Raw genomic sequence first — 20,771 nt, forward strand, 5'->3', positions numbered from 1 at the left:
GTTGCATAGAGAGCGGCCGGAAGATCGGCAGGAATTTGTCCGCTCGGTAGCCATATGTCTTCGTTAGACTGAAAAACAGTTCTGGAAATTACACGCGAGGATATTGAATGGGGGCGGCCGAAAAGTTGGGCGGCGTTTACTATTATTATGGAATGGATAATCTGACTGCCGGGGAATTGTTCTTCTGGATAATGGTCGACGAATCCATGAATCAGTTGGGTGTCGACGATGCGGTGTCGGTTGGCATGATTCTGCTTGGTAAAAACAATTTATCGACCCGTGTGAAACCCGGCGGAGCAATAAAAGGGACCTCGCGTGCAAGCCAGTTTTCGAGAAGGGTTTTTCAGAAGGCGCAGTTTCCGTTTGGTCTTAAGTTGCCCACCCTGGTGGGCGGGCCGGTGAAGGATCTGAAAGTCAGGATGGTGAGGAACATCGGCACTTTTGTGGGGAGAACGATACCCGTCGCAGGCTGGGGAATTCTCGCGAGTGACATTTGTATTATCGCTCATAAGGCAGCTAATCATTACAATAGGGTCGCGAGGGAGGGTGACAGGTTATGGTAGACATTGAGGATGAAGTAGTTGACTTCGTGAAGAAGAGGATTGGCTTCTCCATGTTGTCGAGGAATGTGGATATAACCGAAAATACCGATCTGGATGTTGACCTGGGCTTTGATGCTGCTGAAGTCGGAGAAATGATGAAGGAGTATTCGGAGGAGTTTGGTGTCGATATGAGTAGATTCGACATTAAAAAATATTACCCCGAAGAGGATTCTTCATTTCTTGACTTGATCAATCCGTTCAAGAAAAGAGTCGTTCATCATGTTCCGGACCTGAACGTCCGAATGTTGATTGCATCGGCCAAGGCTGGGCACTGGCTCTACAGCTGACTGCTCACCGCTTTGCATTTGTCTGTGTCCGGGCGGCGGCATCGTGCCGACTCCTTTAGAGGCGCGGCAGGTCCAGCGTCGGCTGACACGCGCTACCCCCTCACATCTCGCCGCGCCGCGAGCAGATCGCCATGATCTGCTGGATCGCGTAGTTGTCGCGTACGCCCGGCAGCGACTGCACGACGCACTCGTGGAAGCGCCGCTCGCGCGGCAGCAGCATCGCGTTGTTGCGGTACAGCGCGTCGCACGAGCGCTGGATCAGCTGCGCGGCCACGCCGTTGCGACTCTCGCGCAGCGCGCCCAGCATGCAGTCGTCGTATTGCGCGTAGCCGTCGGTCAGCGCGAATGCCGCACCCGGCAGCGCCAGCGCGACGGCCGCGCATGCGATCGCACGGATCCCCCGTTTCATAGGCCCTCCGATGGTGTGGATCGGGTCGGCGGACAGCATAACGTAAAGCGGCAAGAGCGGCTGACGCGTTGCGCCGGGGCGGTGCGCCGGCGTCGCTTCGGAGCCGGAGGATTGCGGCGGCGGTCGTTCCGCCGACACGAGCCAGCCGCGCCCGGGACGGCGCGCCGTCACATGACGGGGGCGCCGGCTTTTCCCGCGCTTTTCTCGGACGAAAAGGCCGGTTTCGTACCAGTACTGTGCGACGCGAGCGCATTGCCATATACTGTATATCCATACAGTTGTGGGTGGCGTCATGCTCGCATCCTCCATTTCTCCCGAATCCCTTCATCCATCGCTCTGGCGCGGCTCGCAGCTCGCGCGCGGCGGTGCGCGCACGATCGACACGGGTTTCGCGTCGCTGTCCGCCGAGCTGCCGGGCGGCGGCTGGCCGGTCGGCGGGCTCGTCGAACTGCTGGCCGCCCAGCCGGGCTGCGGCGAGATGCGGCTGCTCGCGCCGGCGCTCGCGCGCACCGTCAGCGCGCGGCGGCCGCTCGCGCTCGTCGCGCCGCCGCAGTCGCCGCATGCGACCGCGCTGGCCGCGCTCGGCGTGCCGGCCGACGCGCTGCTGTGGCTGCGCGCCGGCAGCCGTACCGATGCGTTGTGGGCCGCCGAGCAGGCGCTCAGGACCGGCTGCTGCGGTGCGCTGCTGCTCTGGCAGGACGCGCGGCCCGATGCGCTGCGCCGCCTGCATCTCGCGGCCGCGCGCACCGGCGACACGCTGTTCGTGATGCTGCGCCCGCTGTCGGCGGCCAAACAGCCGTCGCCGGCCGTGCTGCGCGTCGCGCTGCATCCGGTGCCGGGCGGCGTGTCGCTCGACATCGTCAAGCGTCGCGGGCCCGCGCGCGGCGAGCCGCTCGCGCTCGATTTGCCGTCGCCCATCGTGGAGAGCCGCTATGCGCGCCTTGCTCGGCATCCATCTGCCGCGCCTGCCGCTCGACGTGTGCGCCCCGCCGCCGTCTGACGGCGCGGCGGACGACGCAAACGACGCAGGCTGCGCGGTGCTCGAGCAGGGTGTCGTGCTGATTGCCGACCCGCCCGCGCGCCGGCAGGGCGTGCGCGCGGGCATGAAGCGCGGCGGCGTGCTGACGCTTTCGCCCGACACGCGGCTCGTCGAACGCGATCCCGCCCGCGAGGCCGATGCGCTGCGCGCGGTCGCGCTCGCGTTGCTGCGCTTCTCGCCGTGCGTCGCGCTCGACGACGAAGCGACGCTGATCGTCGACGTCGGCCCGAGCCTGCGCCTGTTCGGCGGCCTGCCGTCGCTGTGCCGCCAGGTGCGCGCGACGCTCGCGGCGCTCGGCTATGCGGCGCGCCTGTCCGCCGCGCCGACCGGGCGCGGCGCGTGGCTGCTCGCGCGCACGTCGGCGCGTGCGCGCAGCCGGCGCCGCGTGGCCGGGCCGGCTTCGCTCGTTCGTACGCTCGATCGCTTGCCGTGCGTGCTGCTGCCCGACGCGCGCCCGTATGCGGGCTGGTTCGACGGCCTCGGCTGCCGCACGCTCGCCGATCTGCGCCGCCTGCCGCGCGCGGGGCTGCAGCGGCGCTGCGGTCCCGCGCTGCTGGCCGCGCTCGATCGTGCGTACGGCGATGCGGTCGAGCCGCTCGCGTGGATGGCGGTGCCGCCCGTGTTCGACGTGCGGCTCGAATTGCCGGAGCGCGTCGAATACGCGGAAGCCGTGCTGTTCGCCGCGCGGCGGCTCGTCGTGCAGCTCTGCGGGTGGCTGGCCGCGCGGCAGCTGTCGCTGGCCGCGATGACGCTCGATCTCGAGCACGAGCGCGGCCGCCAGGCGGTGCCGCCGACGCCGCTCGAACTCGCGTTCGCCGCGCCCGTGCGCGACGAGACGCACTTCATGCGGCTGCTCGGCGAGCGGCTCGCACGCGTCGAGTTGCCGGCCGCGGTGATCGCGGTGCGGCTGAAGGCCACGCGCGTCGAATCGGTCGCACCGCCGGCCGACGATCTCTTCCCCGAGCCGGGCGGCACGCGCGAGACGCGCGCGCGGCTGTTCGAACTGCTGGTCGCGCGGCTCGGCGCGGATAACGTGCTGCGCGCGGCGCCGGTGGCCGACTATCGGCCCGAGGCCGCGAACCGCTGGCTGCCGCTCGATGCACCGGCGGGCAAGCCGGCTGACGGACTGCCGGCTGCGCCGCCGCGTCCCGCGTGGTTGCTGGCCGAGCCGCTGCCGCTGCTGATGCGCGGGGAACGGCCGGTATTTCATACGCCGCTGAGAATGATGTCGTCACCCGAACGGATCGAGGCAGGGTGGTTCGACGGTCAGCACGTGGCGCGCGATTATTGCGTCGCGCAGGACGAAGAGGGCGCGTGCTATTGGGTGTTCAGGGAGCGGGCGGGGAGCGAGGCCGAACCGCACTGGTTCCTGCACGGCCTGTTCGGGTGAGCGGCGATGGTTGCGGAATTCGGTTTGCTGCCCGATTACGCGGAGTTGTTCTGCCGCTCGAACTTCTCGTTTCTGCATGGCGCGTCGCATGCGGAGGAACTGGTCGAGCGCGCGGTGGAACTCGGCTATCGAGGGATCGCGATCACCGACGAATGCTCGCTCGCCGGCGCGCCGCGCATGCATGTCGCGGCAAAAGCGCAAGGGCTGCCGCTCGTCATCGGTTCGTATTTCGACGTCACGCCGGATGAAGTCGCCCCGGGTCACGATCCGGGCCCCGGTGCGTTCGGACTCGTGTTGCTGGCGCAGAACCGCGAGGGCTACGGCAACCTGTCCGAGCTGATTTCATGGCGGCGGATGGAGGCGCCGAAGGGAACCTACCGGCTGACGTCGAGGATGTTGTCGAGGCCGCCGGAGGCTTTCGCTCATCTGCGCGGCATGCCCGACTGTTTCGCGATTCTCGTGCCCGCGTATCCGGTGCGTGCGGAGGTACTCGATGCGCAGGTCGCATGGTTTCGCGCGACCTTCGGCGAGCGTGCGCGGCTCGGGCTCGTGCAGTTGCAGCGCGCGCTGGACGGCCCGCAGCGCGACGAGATTCGGGACGCAGGCGAGCGGCGCGGCGTACCTGTCGTCGCGCTCGGCGACGTGACGATGCATCGGCGCTCATGCAAGCCGCTGCAGGACGTGATGACGGCGATCCGCGTCGGGATGCCGGTGTCGGAATGCGGCTATGCGCTCGCGCCGAATGCGGAGCAGCATCTGCGTGCGCGCGGGCGGATTGCGAAACTGTTTGCACCGGACGAGATCGCGGAGACCTGCGCGATTCTCGATGCGTGCGATTTCGAACTCGACTCGCTGCGCTACGAGTATCCGGACGAGATCGTGCCTGAAGGTCATACGCCGACGAGCTATCTGGAACAGGAAACCCTGGCGGGCGCGCGCCGTCGCTATGCCGGGGAGCCGCCGGCTCATGTCATGGAGCGGATCGGCTACGAGTTGACGCTGATCGCGAAGCTGAGCTACGAACCGTTCTTCCTGACGGTGTACGACATCGTCAAGTTCGCACGTAGCCAGAACATCCTGTGCCAGGGGCGCGGCTCTGCGGCGAACTCGGTCGTCTGCTATTGCCTCGGCATCACCGAAGTCGATCCCGACCAGAGCACGATGCTGTTCGAGCGCTTCATCAGCGAGAAACGTGGCGAGCCGCCCGATATCGACGTCGACTTCGAGCATCAGCGCCGGGAGGAAGTCATTCAGCATATCTACGAAAAATACGGCAAGCATCGCGCCGCGCTCGCGGCGGCCGTTTCGACGTATCGCCCGCGCGGCGTGCTGCGGGAAATCGGCAAGGCGCTCGGCGTCGATCCGATGCTGGTCGATCGCGTCGCGAAGGGGCATCGCTGGTTCGACGGCAGCCGCGACCTGCTGCAGCAATTCGCGTCGACCGGGCTCGATCCGGCCACGCCGATCATTCGCGCATGGGCCGAACTCGCGGGGCGCTTGCTCAACTTTCCGCGCCACCTGTCGCAGCATTCGGGCGGCTTCGTGATCAGCCGCGGCAAGCTCACGCGGCTCGTGCCGGTAGAAAACGCGGCGATGGACGGGCGGCGCGTCATTCAGTGGGACAAGGATGATCTCGAATCGCTCAAGCTGATGAAGGTCGACGTGCTCGCGCTCGGCATGCTGTCGGCGCTGCATCGCGCGTTCGACATGCGCACCGCATGGCGCGGGCCAGAGCAGGACGGTGAGCCATTCACGCTGAAGCATATTCCGCAGGATGACGAAGCAACCTACGACATGATCTGCCGCGCCGATACGGTCGGCGTGTTCCAGATCGAATCGCGTGCGCAGATGTCGATGCTGCCGCGGCTGAAGCCGCGCAACTACTACGACCTCGTCGTGCAGGTGTCGATCGTGCGGCCCGGGCCGATCCAGGGCGGCGCCGTGCATCCGTATCTGAAGCGGCGCAGGATCGTGGCCGGCGAAGAGGAGGGGGAAGTCACGTATCCGAGCGAGGCGCTCAAGGAAGTGCTCGTTCGCACGCTCGGCGTGCCGATCTTCCAGGAGCAGGTGATGCAGATCGCGATGGTCGCGGCCGGATTCACGCCAGGCGAGGCCGACCAGTTGCGTCGCGCGATGGCGGCGTGGAAGCGCAGGGGCGATCTCGGCCCGTATCACGACAAGATCGTCGACGGAATGCTCGAACGCGGCTACACGCGCGAATTCGCCGAGCAGATCTTCGAGCAGATCAAGGGCTTCGGCGAATACGGCTTCCCCGAGAGCCACGCGGCCAGCTTCGCGAAACTCGCGTACGCGAGCAGCTGGCTCAAATGCCATGAACCCGCGATCTTCGTCGCGTCGCTGCTGAACAGCCAGCCGATGGGGTTCTACGCGCCCGCGCAGCTCGTGCAGGACGCGAAGCGCCACGGCGTGAAGGTGTTTCCGGCCGACGTCACGCGCAGCAGCTGGGAAGCGTCGCTCGAAGCGCTGCCCGGCCAGCCGCCGCCGCACGGCCAGCCCGCGGTGCGGCTCGGCCTGTCGCTGGTGCGCGGTCTCGGCGAGGCCGCCGCGCGGCGCATCGAGGCCGCGCGCGCGGCCGGCCCGTTCGAGAACGTCGACGCGCTCGCGCGCCGCGCGCAGCTCGAACGGCGCGATCTCGAAGCGCTCGCCGCCGCGAACGCGCTCGCGACGCTCGCCGGCCATCGCCGCGATGCATTATGGCAAGCCGTCGCCGCCGCCCCCGAACGCGACCTGCTCGCCGCCGCGCCGATCGACGAAACGGAGCAGCCCGTTCTCGGCGCGCCGTCGGAAGCCGACGACATCCTCGCCGACTATCACACCACCGGCCTCACGCTGAACCGCCACCCGGTCGCGCTGCTGCGGCCCGCGTTGCGCGCGCAGCGGCTGTCGTCCGCGGCCGAGTTGCGCGACCGTCCCGACGGCCGGCTCGCGCGCGCGTGCGGGCTCGTGATCGCGCGGCAGATGCCGGGCACCGCGAAGGGCGTGATGTTCATGACGCTCGAGGACGAGACGGGCTGCGTGAACGTGATCGTGCGGCCCGAACTGCTCGCGCGGCAGCGCCGCGAAACGCTCGATTCGCGGCTGCTCGCGGCGTCGGGCGTGTGGCAGGTCGTCAGCGACGTGCGGCACCTCGTCGCGCAGCATTTCGAGGACCTGACGCCGCTGCTCGGCGGCCTGCGCACGTCGAGCCGCGAGTTCCACTGACGCGGCGCGCCGGCACGCCGCCGGATGCATACCAGTCGACCGAACTGGTTCTATTCAGGTATCGACTTCAGCGCCCAAAACCCGTCAAATCCGGCACCGGAACTGTCCCCTTGCATACCAATCCGGGTAAATCCCTATCCTGCATCATGTTGTAAACAAAGGCTTTCCCGCTACTAAACCGCTTGCCTGGCAAGGCTTCCGGCGATTTTCACCTCTCTAATACCAGTTCGTTGACTGGTATTATGGTGGTTATATAATGCGTTCACTTTCGACGGTCCGAGATCGTCGTCCGACACCCGGAGGCACATGGAAACCGGCTGGTCCGAACTGGCGCCCGATCCCCTCGACGACACGCCGCTGTATCTGCAGCTCGCCCGCAACCTGGCGCGCGCGATTCACGCCGGCGCGTGGCGCGCCGGCGAGGCGCTGCCGTCGGAGCGGCTGCTGTCGGGGTCGGTCGGCGTGTCGCGGATCACGGCCCGCCGTGCGCTCGCGCTGCTGGTGGAGCAGGGGCTGATCAAGCGGGTGCGCGGGGCGGGCAGCTTCATCACGCCGCGCGTCGCCGATCCGCTGTCGCGTCTCGTCGGCTTCACCGCGAAGATGCAGCAGCGCGGTTTCGTGCCCGATTCGGTGTGGCTGTCGCGCACGTTGCGCGCCGCGCGCCGCGACGAGATCACGCGTCTCGGCCTCGCGCCGGGCGCGACGGTCGCGCGGCTGGAGCGGTTGCGCCGCGCGGACGGCATCGTGATGGCCGTCGAGCATTCGACGCTGCCGGCCGCGGCGGTGCCGGATCCGCAGGCGCTCGGCGCGTCGCTGTACGAATACCTCGACGCCCGCGGGATGACCGTCGTGCGCGCGCTGCAGCACTTTCGCGCGTCGAACGCGACGCACGACATCGCGAAGTGGATGGCGGTGAAGCCGGGCTCGGCCCTGCTCGTGATCACGCGCATCGGCTACGGCGTCGACCAGCGCGCGATCGAAGTGACCGAAACGTATTGCCGCGACGACTATTACGACTTCGTCGCCGAACTGAAACGCTGACGCGCGAGACTGCCCGCGCGCCACGTGCAACGAAGCACAACGCATTTGCAAATCGCGACGCGGATGTCCGCGTCACCAGATCATCAAGAGAAACGTCATGCTGACTGGAAACATCCTCACCCCCGACGGCTGGATTAACGGCTCGCTCGACAGCGAGAACGGCCGCATCACCACGCTCGACGGCACGCCCGCCGATCCCGCGAAGAACGACGCGCCGTACATCCTGCCCGGCTTCATCGACCTGCACGTGCACGGCGGCGGCGGCGCCGACGTGATGGAAGGCGGCGACGCGATCGAGACGATCGCGCGCACGCACGCGCAGTTCGGCACGACGAGCCTGCTCGCGACGACGATGACCGCGCCGCGCGACGAACTGATGCAGGTCGTCGCGAACCTCGGCACCGTCGCCCGCACCCGCACGCAGGGTGGCGCGCGCGTGCTCGGCGTGCACCTCGAAGGGCCGTACATCAACCCCGGCAAGCTCGGCGCGCAGCCGGACGCGGCCGTGTCGGCCGTGCTCGACGAAGTGCTGAAGTACCTGTCGATCGCGCCGATCCGCGTCGTCACGCTCGCGCCGGAAATCGCCGGCCACATCGAGATCATCGGCGAGATGGCCGCGCGCGGCGTGCGCGTGCAGCTCGGCCACTCGCTCGCGACCTACGACGACGCCGTCGCCGCGCTCAAGCACGGCGCGTGTGGTTTCACGCACCTGTTCAACGCGATGTCGCCGCTGCATCACCGCAACCCGGGCCTCGTCGGCGCCGCGCTCGCGCATGCCGAGTACGCGGAAATCATCCCCGACCTGCTGCACGTGCATCCGGGCGCGATTCGTGCCGCGCTGCGCGCGATTCCGCGCCTGTACGTCGTGACCGACAGCACGTCCGCCACCGGCATGCCCGACGGCGAATACCGGCTCGGCAGCCAGCACGTAACCAAGTGCCTCGGCGGCGTGCGGCTCGCCGACGGCACGCTCGCCGGTTCCACGCTGACGATGGACCAGGCGCTGCGCAACCTCGTGTCGCTCGGCCTGCCGATCGCCGACGTGTCGAACCGGATGTCGCGCTATGCGGCCGACTACCTCGGCGTCACCGATCGCGGCCGCCTCGAGCGCGGCGCATGGGCCGACCTCGTCGTGTTCGATCGCGACCTGAACCTCACCGCGACCTACGTCGAAGGAGAATCGATTGTCGAATATGCTTAAGGAAGCGCGCGAGTCCGCCCAGGTCGTCGCCGCGCAACTCGCCGATACCACGCGCGTCGAAACGCTCGCCGCGCAACTGCTCGATCACCCGCCGGCCGTCGCGCTGACGGTCGCGCGCGGCAGCTCGGATCACGCCGCCAGCTATTTCGCGAGCCTGACGATGAGCCGCCTCGGCGTGCCCGTCGCGTCGCTGCCGATGTCGGTCGCGACGCTGCAGCAGGCGCCGCTGAAGGTGCAGGACCAGCTCGCGCTCGCGTTCTCCCAGTCGGGCAAGAGCCCCGATCTCGTCAACACGATGGCCGCGCTGCGCGAAGCCGGCGCGCGCACCGTCGCCGCCGTCAACGTGCTGCCGTCGCCGCTCGCCGACGCGTGCGAGCACCAGCTGCCGCTCCTGGCCGGCCCCGAGCTGTCGGTCGCCGCGACCAAGAGCTACATCGCGATGCTGTCGCTGTCCGCGCAGATCGTCGCGTACTGGCAGCGCGACGCCGCGCTGATGACGGCATTGCGCGGCCTGCCCGACGTGCTCGCGCAGGCCGGCCGCCTCGACTGGTCGCCGGCCGTCGCCGCGCTCGCGGGCGTCGAGCGGATGATCGTGATCGGCCGCGGCCTCGGGCTTGCGATCGCGCAGGAAGCCGCGCTGAAGCTGAAGGAAACCTCCGGCATCCAGGCCGAGGCATTCTCGAGCGCCGAAGTCCGTCACGGCCCGATGGAGCTGATCGACCGCGACTATCCGCTGCTCGTGTTCGCGCCGCCGGGGCCCGAGCAGGCCGGGCTGCTGCAGCTCGCGCAGGACATGCGCGCACGCGGCGCGGCCGTGCTGCTCGCGGCGCCCGCCGGCACGCCCGGCGCGACCTTGCCGCTCGCGCAGTCCGCCCATTCGGCGCTCGACCCGATCGCCGCCATTCTTTCGTTCTACGTGATGGCGGCGGATCTCGCCGTCGCGCGCGGCCGCAATCCCGACACGCCGCGCCACCTGAACAAAGTCACCGAAACGCACTGATAGCCGAGACAGCCGATGAGACGCGCCGAGGAGTCCCAGTTGAAGAGTTCCACCCATGATCAGATCGTCCTGCTCAGCCCCCTGACCGGGCCGATCGTCGCGCTGGCCGATGTGCCCGATCCGGTGTTCTCCGGCGGGATGTTCGGCGACGGCATCGGCATCGACCCGCTCGCGGGCCAGCTCGTCGCCCCGTGCGCCGGCGTCGTGTCGCATCTCGCGCGCACCGGCCATGCGGTGACGATCACGACGCCGCAAGGCGCGGAAGTGCTGCTGCATATCGGCATCGACACCGTCGAGCTGAACGGGCAGGGCTTCACCGCCCACGTCGAAGCCGGCGCACGCGTCGACGCGGGCGACCTGCTGATCGAGTTCGACCAGGACGCGGTCGCGCGCAGCGCGCATTCGCTGGTTTCGGTGATCGCGATCGCGAACTCCGACGCGTTCGACGTCGTCGAGCGCGCGAGCGGTTTCGCGACGGCCGGCGAGACGCCAATCCTGACGCTGCGCGGCAAGGGCGAAGCGGCCGAGCAGGCGGCGCAGGCCGGCGCCGCGGCGATGATCGAAGTGCGTCGCGAACTCGTGCTGACGCAGCCGGGCGGCCTGCATGCCCGCCCGGCCGCACGCGCACGCGAATCCGTGCGCGGCTTCGACGCGACGGTCGACGTGCAGTTCGACGGCCGCAAGGCGTCGATCGCGAGCGTCGTGGGCCTGCTCGCCCTTGGTGCCGGCGAAGGCGCGACGATCGAGCTGATCGGCCGCGGCGCGCACGCGCAGCAGGCCGTCGACGCGGTCGAGCACGAGCTGCTGCGCGAAGCGCACGGCGAAGTCGAGGAGAAGCCGGCGCGGCTGCGTTCGCCCGCACCGCAGCCGATCGTGCACGACACCGGCGCGACACTCGATCCGAACACGCTCGCGGGCGTGTGCGCGGCGCCCGGCATCGCGGTCGGCACGCTGGTGCGTCTCGACGATGTGGAGATCGTGCCGCCCGAACAGGCGAGCGGCACGCCCGCATCGGAAAGCCGCCGGCTCGACCAGGCGCTGACGGCGGTCGACGCCGAACTCGACGAAACGGTGCGCAACGCATCGGCGCGCGGCGCGGTCGGCGAGGCGGGGATCTTCGCGGTGCATCGCGTGCTGCTCGAAGACCCGACGCTGGTCGACGCGGCGCGCGACCAGATCAGCCTCGGCAAGAGCGCGGGCTTCGCGTGGCGCGCGACGATCCGCGCGCAGATCGACACGCTGTCGAAGCTCGACGATGCGCTGCTTGCCGAGCGCGCGGCCGACCTGCGCGACATCGAGAAGCGCGTGCTGCGCGCGCTCGGCCACACGAGCGGCGCGACCCGCACGCTGCCCGCCGAGGCCGTGCTCGCCGCCGAGGAATTCACGCCGTCGGACCTGTCGTCGCTCGATCGCCAGCGCGTGACCGCGCTCGTGATGGCGCGCGGCGGCGCGACGTCGCATGCGGCGATCATCGCGCGCCAGCTCGGCATTCCGGCGCTCGTCGCGGTCGGCGACGCGCTGTATGCGATTCCCGACGGCACGCAGGTCGTCGTCGATGCGAGCGCGGGCCGTTTCGAACATGCACCGACCGCACTCGACGTCGAACGCGCGCGCCACGAGCGCCAGCGCCTGGACGGCGTGCGCGAGGCGAACCGGAAGCTGGCCGGCGCCGCCGCCGCGACGGTCGACGGCCGCGCCATCGAGGTCGCCGCGAACATCGCGACGCTCGACGACGCGAACACCGCGGTCGACAACGGCGCGGACGCGGTCGGCCTGCTGCGCACCGAGCTGATGTTCATCCATCGCCAGGCCGCGCCGAGCGTCGTCGAGCACCAGCAGAGCTACCAGTCGATCGTCGATGCGCTGCAGGGCCGCACGGCGATCATCCGCACGCTCGACGTCGGCGCCGACAAGGAAGTCGACTACCTGACGCTGCCGCCCGAGCCGAACCCGGCGCTTGGCCTGCGCGGCATCCGCCTCGCGCAGGTGCGCCCCGATCTGCTCGACGATCAGCTGCAGGGCCTGCTCGCGGTGAAGCCGTTCGGCGCGGTGCGCATCCTGCTGCCGATGGTGACGGATGCCGGGGAACTCGTGCGGCTGCGACAGCGCATCGACGAATTCGCGCGGGCGCAGGGCCGCACCGAGCCGATCGAGGTCGGCGTGATGATCGAGGTGCCGTCGGCGGCGCTGCTCGCCGACCAGCTCGCGCAGCACGCGGATTTCCTGTCGATCGGCACCAACGACCTGACGCAGTACACGCTCGCGATGGACCGCTGCCAGGCCGATCTGGCCGCGCAGTCCGACGGCCTGCATCCGGCCGTGCTGCGCCTGATCGACATCGCGGTGCGCGGCGCCGCGAAGCACGGCAAATGGGTCGGCGTGTGCGGCGCGCTGGGCGGCGATCCGCTCGCGGTGCCGATTCTCGTCGGCCTCGGCGTGACCGAACTGTCGGTCGACCCGGTGTCGGTGCCGGGCATCAAGGCGCGCGTGCGCCGTCTCGATTACCAGCTGTGTCGCCAGCGTGCGCAGGATCTGCTCGCACTCGACTCGGCACAGGCGGTAAGGGCAGCAAGCCGCGAGGTCTGGCCGCTCGACTGAACGTCGACGGCGGGCGCGCGACCCGTTTCACTACGCAAGCAATTAGGTCAACGACGCTTAATGACGAGACATGGATTGGAGGATTGAATGGACGGGAATCCGTTTCTGAAGATACAGGGCCTGGGCCGGGCGCTGATGCTGCCGATCGCGGTGTTGCCGGTCGCCGGCATCCTGCTGCGGCTCGGGCAGCCGGACGTGTTCAACATCAAGATGATCGCCGACGCCGGCGGCGCGATCTTCGACAACCTGCCGCTCCTGTTCGCGATCGGCGTGGCGGTCGGTTTCGCGAAGGACAACAACGGCGTGGCGGCACTCGCGGGCGCGATCGGCTACCTGATCGAAACCGCGATCATGAAGGACATCGATCCCAAGCTGAACATGGGCGTGCTGTCCGGGATCATCGCGGGTGTCGTTGCGGGCCTGCTGTACAACCGCTACAAGGACATCAAGCTGCCCGACTACCTCGCGTTCTTCGGCGGCAAGCGGTTCGTGCCGATCATCACCGGGCTCGTGTGCGTGGTACTCGGCATCGTGTTCGGATACGTGTGGCAGCCGGTCCAGCATCTGATCGACGCGGCCGGCCAGTGGCTGACGACGGCGGGCGCGATCGGTGCGTTCGTGTTCGGCTTCCTGAACCGCCTGCTGCTCGTCACGGGCCTGCACCACATCATCAACTCGCTCGCATGGTTCGTGTTCGGCAACTTCACGCCGCCGGCCGGCGGCGAGCTCGTGCACGGCGACCTGCACCGCTTCTTCGCGGGCGATCCGACCGCGGGCACCTTCATGGCCGGCTTCTTCCCGATCATGATGTTCGGCCTGCCGGCCGCGTGTCTCGCGATGCTGCACGAAGCGCCGAAGGAGCGCCGCGCGATGGTCGGCGGCCTGCTGTTCTCGATGGCGCTCACGTCGTTCCTGACCGGCGTGACCGAGCCGATCGAATTCAGCTTCATGTTCCTCGCGCCGGTGCTGTACGTGATCCACGCGGTACTCACCGGGCTGTCGCTCGCGATCTGCCAGATCCTCGGCGTGAAGCTCGGCTTCACGTTCTCGGCCGGCGCGATCGACTACGTGCTGAACTACGGGCTGTCGACGAAGGGCTGGATCGCGGTGCCGCTCGGCATTGCGTACGGCGTCGCGTACTACGGGCTGTTCCGTTTCTTCATCCGCAAGTTCAACATGGCGACGCCCGGTCGCGAGCCGGCCTCGGCCGACTCGGCAACCGAGTCGTTCGCGTCGGGCGGTTTCGTCGCACCGGCGGCCGGTGCCGCGGCGGCAGCGCCGCGTGCGCAGCGCTACATCGCCGCGCTCGGCGGCGCGGGCAACCTGACGGTCGTCGACGCCTGCACGACGCGCCTGCGCCTGAGCGTCGTCGATCCGGAGAAGGTGTCGGAGCCGGAACTGAAGTCGATCGGCGCGCGCGGCGTGCTCAAGCGCGGCGGCAACAGCGTGCAGGTGATCATCGGGCCGGAGGCGGACATCATCGCCGACGAGATGCGTTCGGCGATCGGCAGCGGTGCGGCCGGTGCCGCGGCGGCGGCCGCGGTCGCGCCCGCGCAGCCGGTCACGGGCGCTGCGGCCGGTCCGCTCGATCCCGATCCGCTGCGTTGGCTTGCGGTGTTCGGCGGCGCGACCAACGTCGCATCGCTCGACGCGATCGCGACCACGCGCCTGCGCGTCGTCGTGCGCGACGCAGCGGCGGTCGATCGCGATCGGCTCGGCGCGCTCGATGTCGCATGGGTGGCGCCGGACACGTTCCACATCGTCTGCGGCAACGCGGCGGCGCGCTATGCGGAACAGCTCGGCGCGCGCCTGCCGTCGACGGGCGGTGGTGCGGCCGTGCAACCGGCATGATCTGACGAGACCGGCCCGATCCGCCTCGCGGATGCGGGCCGCCGGTCGGTAAAACGAAAACGGCTTGCGACGCGTGTGTCGCAAGCCGTTTTTCTTTGTCGGCGCGCGGGCGCGATGCGTGCATCGGCATCGCGCTAAATTGGCCTCGACGTGCCGCGCGTGCCGAACGAATGACCCGGACGAAAAAAACCTCGCACGTAGCGAGGTTCGTTCCCGATGGCGCGCGGCGGGGCGATCAACCGCCGCCGCGTATGAGCGGTCAGTCGCGGCGTGCGCGCACCGGCGCTTCCTGCGGCTTCTGCCGCGCTTCGAGCCACATCGCGTTGACGATGCCGAACGACAGCGCGACGCCGATACCGAGAATCCAGCTGAAGTACCACATGATCCGACTCCTTGCGAAACGGTGGGCGAGGGCGCGTGCGCGCCCCGGCCGGGTTCAATACATCGAGTGCTTGTTCTCTTCGAGCGACTGGTGCGTGACCTTGCCGCGCATCACGCGGTACACCCAGCTCGTATAGAGCAGGACGATCGGCAGGAACACGATCACCGCGAACAGCATCACCTGCAGCGTCATGTGGCTCGACGTCGAATCCCACACGGTCAGGCTGCTGCGCGGGTCGAGCGACGACGGCATGATGAACGGGAACATCGAGAAACCCGCGGTCAGGATCACGCCGGCGATCATCAGGCCGGTGCAGAAGAACGCCGTCTTTTCCTGCTTCGAGCCGGCGAGCAGCAGCGCGAGCAGGCCGCCCGCGATCCCGACGACCGGCGCCGCGATCATCCACGGATACTCGCCGTAATTCGCGAGCCACAGGCCCGAGCCGGCCGCCACGTCCTTCAGCAGCGGGTTCGCGACCGTGTCGGTCGGCGCGGCGTGCGTGATGTGGAAGCCGCCGATGGTCGACGCGATCAGCACGCCGGCCAGCACGAACAGCACGACCGCGACGAGCGCCGACACCCGCAGCGCGATCGACGCGCGGCGTGCGATCACGCCGTCGGTCTTCATCTTGATGAATGCCGCGCCGTGCGCGACCAGCATCGTGAGGCTGACGAGCCCGCAGAGCAGCGCGAACGGGTTCAGCAGCGCCCAGAAGCCGCCGTAGTAGGTGACGCGCAGGTCGCTGTCGAACTTGAACGGCACGCCCTGCAGCAGGTTGCCGAACGCGACGCCGAACACCAGCGCCGGCACGAAACCGCCGACGAACAGGCCCCAGTCCCAGCCCGCGCGCCAGCGCGGGTCGGGCCGCTTGCTGCGATAGTCGAAGCCGACCGGCCGGAAGAACAGCGCGAACAGCACGAGCAGCATCGCGAAGTAGAAGCCGGAGAACGACGCGGCATAGACGAGCGGCCAGGCGGCGAACATCGCGCCGCCGGCCGTGATCAGCCACACCTGGTTGCCTTCCCACGTCGCACCGACCGTGTTGACGATGATGCGGCGCTCCTCGTCGGTCTTGCCGAGGAACGGCAGCAGCGCGGTCGCGCCCATGTCGAAGCCGTCGGTGACGGCGAAGCCGATCAGCAGCACGCCGACGAGCAGCCACCAGATCAGCTTGAGAGTTGCATAGTCCATAGCGATTCCTTGTTCCGTTGCGGGGGCGTGCTCAAACCGCGGCACGCTCGCCGGCTGCGGCGAGTTCGTGGTGATAGCGGCCGGTATGCAGCGACGACGGGCCGAGGCGCGCGTACTTGAACATCAGCTTGATCTCGATGACGAACAGTGCCGTGTAGAACGCGATGAAACCGGCGAGGCTCAGGTACAGGTCCGTCGACGTCAGGCTGGACGCGGACAGATGCGTCGGCAGGATGCCCGCGATCGTCCACGGCTGGCGACCGAGCTCGGCGACGACCCAGCCGAATTCCGCGGCGAGCCACGGCAGCGGGATCGCCCACACCGCATAGCGCAGGAACCAGCGGCGGTTGTCCTGCAGCAGCTCGCGGCGCGCGCAGAACCAGAACGCGGCGACGAAGGTCGCGAGGAACAGGAAGCCGAGGAACACCATGATCCGGAACGAGAAGAACACGGGCGCGACCGGCGGAATGGTCTTCTTCGCGGCGGCCTTGATCTGATCCGGCGTCGCATCGGTCACGTTCGGCGTGAACTGCTTGAGCATCAGCCCGTAGCCGAGATACTGCTTGTGCTGGTCGAACAATGCGCGGGTCGCGTCGCTCGTGTCGCCCTGCTTGATCTTCTGCAATGCGCCGTACGCGACCATCCCGCTCTGGATGTGCTCCTCGCTGCGCTTCGCGAGCTCGCGCAGGCCGATCACCGGCTCGTCGATCGAGCGCGTCGCGATCAGGCCGAGCGCGTACGGGATCTTGATCGCATAGTCGGTGCGCTCTTCCTTCTGGTTCGGAATGCCGATCAGCGTGAACGACGCCGGCGCCGGCTGGGTTTCCCATTCCGATTCGATCGCGGCGAGCTTCATCTTCTGCACTTCCCCGGTCGTATAGCCCGACTCGTCGCCGAGCACGATCACGCAAAGCGTCGACGCGAGACCGAAGCCGGCCGCGACCGCGAACGAGCGCAGCGCGAAGTCGGTGTCGCGCTTCTTCAGCAGGTACCACGACGAGATACCGAGCACGAACATCGCGGCCGTCACGTAGCCGGCCGACACGGTGTGCACGAACTTCACCTGCGCGACCGGGTTGAACAGCACGTCGAACAGGTTCGTCAACTCCATGCGCATCGTCTGATAGTTGAACTCGGCGCCGACCGGGTTGTTCATCCAGCCGTTCGCGACGAGGATCCACAGCGCGGACAGGTTCGAGCCCAGCGCGACGAGGAACGTGACCATCAGGTGCTTGACCTTCGACAGACGGTTCCAGCCGAAGAAGAACAGGCCGACGAACGTCGATTCGAGGAAGAACGCCATCAGGCCCTCGACCGCGAGCGGCACGCCGAAGATGTCGCCGACATAGTGCGAGTAGTACGACCAGTTCGTGCCGAACTGGAATTCGAGCGTGATGCCGGTCGTCACGCCCATCGCGAAGTTGATCCCGAACAACTTGCCCCAGAACTGCGTCATGTCCTTGTAGACCTGTTTGCCGGTCATCACGTAGACGGCTTCCATGATGACGAGCAGCCAGGACAGGCCGAGCGTCAGCGGCACGAACAGGAAGTGGTAGAGCGCCGTGATGCCGAACTGCAGACGCGACAGATCGACGACTTCGCTACTTATCATGGTGGTCTCCCTCGGTAGATGCAGGCGCCGGCACCGAGAGCAGCTTCTCGGCGACGACGGCAGGCGGCAGCGACATGTGCTCGGCCTGCGGATGATTGAAGAATGCGTATTTGAGCGACATCAGGAGGATCAGCTTGACGATCAGCACCAGCGTGATGTCGCGCATGAGGGTCGGCCCGCGCGCCCACGCGGCGATGCGTGCGCGCCAGCCGCTGCCTGTGGCCTGCGGGGGACGCGGCGCAGGCGCTTTATTGATCGAGATCAAGGTGATTATCCTGAATCGATTTACATCGGTTTTGGGGCGACTTTACGTCGGATTTATGACGGCAGTTAAGCTGTTTTAATCCTTTTGAGCCGACATGCCAATTTTAAAATGCCGGCTTTCCGATGCCGAGTGCGGCGATGCGGCAGACCGTCGCGAAGCGCGTGCCGAAACTTGAGGCAGATCAAGGTTATGCGGAAGGGGCCGGAATTCGCCCGATACCCGATCAACAAGGTCGATTAATCAGACACGATCGAGGCTAAAAACGACAGACGAAAAAAAACCGCTGCCGGGCGGGCAGCGGTTTTGGGTGAAGCGCTCTAAATTGCGGATTCAGGCGTATTCGGCAAGTGCGGTGCGCATCTTCTTCATGGCGCTCGCTTCGATCTGGCGGATGCGTTCCGCCGATACGCCGAACTCGGCCGCGAGATCGTGCAGCGTCGAGCCGCCCGAGCCGTCGTCGTCGACGTTCAGCCAGCGCGCCTCGATGATCCGGCGGCTGCGGGCGTCGAGCGCCTCGAGCGCCTGCGCGATGCCGTCCGTCTGCAGCATGTCGCGCTGACGCGCGGCGAGCACGGCGGTTGGCTCGTTGTGCGAATCGGCCAGGTAGGCGATCGGCGCGTACGACTCCTCGCCGTCTTCCACTTGGCCCTCGAGTGCGATGTCGCCGCCCGACAGGCGCGTTTCCATTTCGGTCACGTCTTCGCGCTTGACGTTGAGCTCCTGCGCGAGGCCGTCGATTTCCTCGGGCGTCATCGCCTGCATGCTCTTCTTGTGGCTGCGCAGGTTGAAGAACAGCTTGCGCTGCGCCTTCGTCGTCGCGACCTTCACCATCCGCCAGTTGCGCAGGATGTACTCGTGGATCTCGGCCTTGATCCAGTGGATCGCGTACGACACCAGACGCACGTTTTGCGCCGGGTCGAAACGCTTCACCGCCTTCATCAGGCCGATGTTGCCTTCCTGGATCAGGTCGCCGTGCGGCAGGCCGTAGCCGAGATAGTTGCGCGCGATCGACACGACGAGCCGCAGGTGCGACAGCACGAGGCGGCGTGCCGAGTCGAGGTTGTTGTCTTCGCGGAATTCGGTCGCGTACTGGCGTTCCTCTTCGGCGCTCAGCAGCGGGATCCGGTTGACGGCCTGGATATACGCGTCGATGTTGCCAAGCTGGCCCGGCAACATCGATTGAGTCGCGAGCGCCAGCGAGCCTGCCGATTCGGCCTTGGCCGGCGTCGGGCTCAGGGTATTCGGAAGGGTCAGGGCGTGGCTCACTAAAAAACTCCTTTGGAATCAGGGACAAACCCCTGGTCTCGGATGAGATTCCGGGGCCCATCTTAGCACTCCCGTAATCCGAGTGCTAATTCCTTAGAGGGCACGGGGGCATCCAAGTTCCCAGTTTTCTATCGAACTTGTCGAGTCGATAGTCTAATTTGCGACCGGGCTGGCGGAGGGAAGTTCCGTAAGCCATTGTTTCTGATGGTAATCAGTAGACGATTTCGATTTTTGTAGTTTTGGAAGCAAACAATTTCGCTTCGCGATGCCGATCCGAAAAGTCCTTTACCATACCATTCAGTTCGCTCGGGCCCGGCCGCTGCGGCAAGGCTCCATTCAACCCACAAAGTTGGAGTGTCAGATGAACAATAAGAAGAATCGCCGGCCCCATAGTCGGCTTGCGCTGCACGCGTTGCTGGCGGCGTCGCTGCTGGGCGGATCGGGTGCCGCGTTCGCGGATCGATGGGGAATCCAGGCCGGCGGCGGGTTTTCCGATCGCCACGGGATCGACAAGGGCGATCTCGGCGTCGTGTGGGATCCGGGCTGGAACTGGTGGGAAATCGGCGGCTGGCACTTCGCGTTCGTGGTGGAAGGGCACGCCGGCTACTGGCATACGGGCGGCAATGTTCATGGCAGCATCGGCGAATTCGGCGCGCAGCCGATGTTCCGCTTCATCAAGAGCGCGGGCCAGGTGCGTCCGTTCATCGAGGCCGGTGCCGGCATCCGCTTCCTGACTTCCCCGACGATCTCCAACAATCTGTCGCTGGCGACGTCGTTCCAGTTCGTGGACGTCGCCGGCGTTGGCGCCCAGTTCGGAGAACGGCAACAGTATCAGGTCGGTTACCGTTTTCAACATGTGTCTAACGCGGGTATCAAAGAGCCGAATCCTGGTATAAATTTCCACCAGTTCTACGTGCAGTACAACTTCTGATCCGCACGCCGGCGCACGGCGGGCGCGTTGCCGAGGAGTCAGGCGATGGCGAAGGTGGTCGATGCGATTCGCGCGCTCGAGCGCGATCGGTTCCGGGCGATGGTCGACGGAGACGGCGAGGCGCTCGACGCGCAATTGTCGGACAAGGTGTTCTTCGTGCACACCAACGGCAAACGCGAAACCAAGCAGCAGTTCATCGACGCCATCGTCGCCGGCCGCCGCCGCTATCGCCAGATCGAAATCCAGTCGCAGGACCTGCTGCCCGTCGGCGACGCGACCTGCGTCGTCACCGGGCGCGCGTTGATCGAGATGGAAACGAACAACGGCGGGCTGGTGTTTCCGATCGCCTATACGGCCGTCCACACGCATGAGCAGGGCCACTGGCGCCTGCTCGCGTGGCAGGCGACGCGGTGCGCGACCGAGACATGAGCGCGCCTGGCGCTCCTTTTCATGTCTCGACCGAAGCGGCCTTCTGGGCCGCTTT

18 protein-coding genes are annotated in these 20,771 nt (G+C 67.2%); 12 read left to right on the forward strand and 6 right to left on the reverse strand.

Going from position 1 to position 20,771, the window contains the following annotated elements:
* Nucleotides 1–107 precede the first annotated feature (107 nt).
* The gene (locus tag DIE16_RS21150; protein ID WP_124893339.1) at nt 108–563 is read left to right on the forward strand and encodes an STM2901 family protein; all 456 of its coding nucleotides are present in this window, start codon (nt 108–110) and stop codon (nt 561–563) included.
* The gene (locus DIE16_RS21155) at nt 557–889 is read left to right on the forward strand and encodes a DUF1493 family protein (RefSeq protein ID WP_124571327.1); all 333 of its coding nucleotides are present in this window, start codon (nt 557–559) and stop codon (nt 887–889) included. The genes DIE16_RS21150 and DIE16_RS21155 overlap by 7 nt, the downstream gene beginning before the upstream one ends.
* 100 nt (nt 890–989) lie before the next feature.
* Here DIE16_RS21155 and DIE16_RS21160 read toward each other — a convergent pair whose 3' ends face one another.
* Complete coding sequence (locus DIE16_RS21160) at nt 990–1,298, reverse strand: VF_A0006 family four-cysteine protein (protein WP_044848207.1); 309 nt, start codon at nt 1,296–1,298, stop codon at nt 990–992.
* Nucleotides 1,299–1,590: 292 nt separating this feature from the next.
* On the opposite strand from DIE16_RS21160, the gene imuA reads away from it, so the two are divergent.
* The 8 genes from imuA to nagE all read left to right on the forward strand — a co-directional run bounded on the left by imuA (nt 1,591) and on the right by nagE (nt 14,640).
* On the forward strand, nt 1,591–2,298 hold the full coding sequence (gene imuA / locus DIE16_RS21165) for a translesion DNA synthesis-associated protein ImuA (RefSeq protein WP_124486526.1): 708 nt from the start codon (nt 1,591–1,593) through the stop codon (nt 2,296–2,298).
* Nucleotides 2,231–3,727 carry a DNA polymerase Y family protein gene (locus tag DIE16_RS21170; protein WP_124893340.1) on the forward strand — a complete coding sequence of 499 codons (1,497 nt, stop codon included), beginning with the start codon at nt 2,231–2,233 and terminating at the stop codon, nt 3,725–3,727. The genes imuA and DIE16_RS21170 overlap by 68 nt, the downstream gene beginning before the upstream one ends.
* A gap of 6 nt (nt 3,728–3,733) precedes the next feature.
* Nucleotides 3,734–6,949, forward strand: a complete 3,216-nt coding sequence (locus tag DIE16_RS21175; RefSeq protein WP_124571324.1) for an error-prone DNA polymerase — start codon at nt 3,734–3,736, stop codon at nt 6,947–6,949.
* Nucleotides 6,950–7,255: 306 nt separating this feature from the next.
* The gene (locus tag DIE16_RS21180) at nt 7,256–7,990 is read left to right on the forward strand and encodes a GntR family transcriptional regulator (RefSeq protein WP_124486523.1); all 735 of its coding nucleotides are present in this window, start codon (nt 7,256–7,258) and stop codon (nt 7,988–7,990) included.
* 97 nt (nt 7,991–8,087) lie between these two features.
* Complete coding sequence (gene nagA, locus DIE16_RS21185) at nt 8,088–9,191, forward strand: N-acetylglucosamine-6-phosphate deacetylase (protein ID WP_124893341.1); 1,104 nt, start codon at nt 8,088–8,090, stop codon at nt 9,189–9,191.
* A complete protein-coding gene (locus tag DIE16_RS21190) occupies nt 9,184–10,191 on the forward strand; it encodes an SIS domain-containing protein (protein WP_124486632.1) in 1,008 nt (335 codons plus the stop codon). The genes nagA and DIE16_RS21190 overlap by 8 nt, the downstream gene beginning before the upstream one ends.
* Before the next feature lie 15 nt (nt 10,192–10,206).
* Nucleotides 10,207–12,789, forward strand: a complete 2,583-nt coding sequence (gene ptsP / locus DIE16_RS21195; RefSeq protein WP_124893342.1) for a phosphoenolpyruvate--protein phosphotransferase — start codon at nt 10,207–10,209, stop codon at nt 12,787–12,789.
* Nucleotides 12,790–12,876: 87 nt separating this feature from the next.
* Entirely contained in the window at nt 12,877–14,640 is a 1,764-nt protein-coding gene (gene nagE / locus DIE16_RS21200) for an N-acetylglucosamine-specific PTS transporter subunit IIBC (RefSeq protein WP_124486520.1), read from the forward strand.
* A 259-nt stretch (nt 14,641–14,899) separates the two neighbouring features.
* On the opposite strand, the gene cydX is transcribed toward nagE, so the two are convergent.
* The 5 genes from cydX to rpoH all read right to left on the reverse strand — a co-directional run bounded on the left by cydX (nt 14,900) and on the right by rpoH (nt 19,356).
* Nucleotides 14,900–15,022: a cytochrome bd-I oxidase subunit CydX gene (cydX, locus tag DIE16_RS21205; RefSeq protein WP_006483737.1), complete on the reverse strand. Its 123-nt coding sequence runs from the start codon at nt 15,020–15,022 to the stop codon at nt 14,900–14,902.
* 54 nt (nt 15,023–15,076) lie between these two features.
* The gene (gene cydB / locus DIE16_RS21210; RefSeq protein ID WP_044847487.1) at nt 15,077–16,213 is read right to left on the reverse strand and encodes a cytochrome d ubiquinol oxidase subunit II; all 1,137 of its coding nucleotides are present in this window, start codon (nt 16,211–16,213) and stop codon (nt 15,077–15,079) included.
* 31 nt (nt 16,214–16,244) lie between these two features.
* Complete coding sequence (locus DIE16_RS21215) at nt 16,245–17,825, reverse strand: cytochrome ubiquinol oxidase subunit I (protein WP_044847486.1); 1,581 nt, start codon at nt 17,823–17,825, stop codon at nt 16,245–16,247.
* Nucleotides 17,815–18,090, reverse strand: coding sequence for a cytochrome oxidase putative small subunit CydP (gene cydP / locus DIE16_RS21220; protein ID WP_124486518.1), 276 nt, complete (start codon nt 18,088–18,090; stop codon nt 17,815–17,817). The genes DIE16_RS21215 and cydP overlap by 11 nt, the downstream gene beginning before the upstream one ends.
* 330 nt (nt 18,091–18,420) lie before the next feature.
* The gene (gene rpoH / locus DIE16_RS21225; RefSeq protein WP_044847484.1) at nt 18,421–19,356 is read right to left on the reverse strand and encodes an RNA polymerase sigma factor RpoH; all 936 of its coding nucleotides are present in this window, start codon (nt 19,354–19,356) and stop codon (nt 18,421–18,423) included.
* Nucleotides 19,357–19,717: 361 nt separating this feature from the next.
* Here rpoH and DIE16_RS21230 point away from each other — a divergent pair, with 361 nt between their 5' ends.
* Together DIE16_RS21230 and DIE16_RS21235 are read left to right on the forward strand one after the other, a co-directional pair.
* On the forward strand, nt 19,718–20,287 hold the full coding sequence (locus tag DIE16_RS21230) for an acyloxyacyl hydrolase (protein ID WP_124520732.1): 570 nt from the start codon (nt 19,718–19,720) through the stop codon (nt 20,285–20,287).
* 45 nt (nt 20,288–20,332) lie between these two features.
* Nucleotides 20,333–20,716, forward strand: coding sequence for a nuclear transport factor 2 family protein (locus tag DIE16_RS21235; protein WP_057926513.1), 384 nt, complete (start codon nt 20,333–20,335; stop codon nt 20,714–20,716).
* Nucleotides 20,717–20,771 lie beyond the last annotated feature (55 nt).

Source organism: Burkholderia sp. Bp9090 (assembly GCF_003857985.1).
Taxonomy (GTDB): Bacteria; Pseudomonadota; Gammaproteobacteria; order Burkholderiales; family Burkholderiaceae; genus Burkholderia.

Coding starts and splice junctions, on each gene's coding strand:
- DIE16_RS21150 (WP_124893339.1), top strand. CDS start 108: ATGGGGGCGGCCGAAAAGTTGGGCGGCGTTTACTATTATTATGGAATG.
- DIE16_RS21155 (WP_124571327.1), top strand. CDS start 557: ATGGTAGACATTGAGGATGAAGTAGTTGACTTCGTGAAGAAGAGGATT.
- DIE16_RS21160 (WP_044848207.1), bottom strand. CDS start 1,298: ATGAAACGGGGGATCCGTGCGATCGCATGCGCGGCCGTCGCGCTGGCG.
- imuA (WP_124486526.1), top strand. CDS start 1,591: ATGCTCGCATCCTCCATTTCTCCCGAATCCCTTCATCCATCGCTCTGG.
- DIE16_RS21170 (WP_124893340.1), top strand. CDS start 2,231: ATGCGCGCCTTGCTCGGCATCCATCTGCCGCGCCTGCCGCTCGACGTG.
- DIE16_RS21175 (WP_124571324.1), top strand. CDS start 3,734: ATGGTTGCGGAATTCGGTTTGCTGCCCGATTACGCGGAGTTGTTCTGC.
- DIE16_RS21180 (WP_124486523.1), top strand. CDS start 7,256: ATGGAAACCGGCTGGTCCGAACTGGCGCCCGATCCCCTCGACGACACG.
- nagA (WP_124893341.1), top strand. CDS start 8,088: ATGCTGACTGGAAACATCCTCACCCCCGACGGCTGGATTAACGGCTCG.
- DIE16_RS21190 (WP_124486632.1), top strand. CDS start 9,184: ATGCTTAAGGAAGCGCGCGAGTCCGCCCAGGTCGTCGCCGCGCAACTC.
- ptsP (WP_124893342.1), top strand. CDS start 10,207: ATGAGACGCGCCGAGGAGTCCCAGTTGAAGAGTTCCACCCATGATCAG.
- nagE (WP_124486520.1), top strand. CDS start 12,877: ATGGACGGGAATCCGTTTCTGAAGATACAGGGCCTGGGCCGGGCGCTG.
- cydX (WP_006483737.1), bottom strand. CDS start 15,022: ATGTGGTACTTCAGCTGGATTCTCGGTATCGGCGTCGCGCTGTCGTTC.
- cydB (WP_044847487.1), bottom strand. CDS start 16,213: ATGGACTATGCAACTCTCAAGCTGATCTGGTGGCTGCTCGTCGGCGTG.
- DIE16_RS21215 (WP_044847486.1), bottom strand. CDS start 17,825: ATGATAAGTAGCGAAGTCGTCGATCTGTCGCGTCTGCAGTTCGGCATC.
- DIE16_RS21230 (WP_124520732.1), top strand. CDS start 19,718: ATGAACAATAAGAAGAATCGCCGGCCCCATAGTCGGCTTGCGCTGCAC.
- DIE16_RS21235 (WP_057926513.1), top strand. CDS start 20,333: ATGGCGAAGGTGGTCGATGCGATTCGCGCGCTCGAGCGCGATCGGTTC.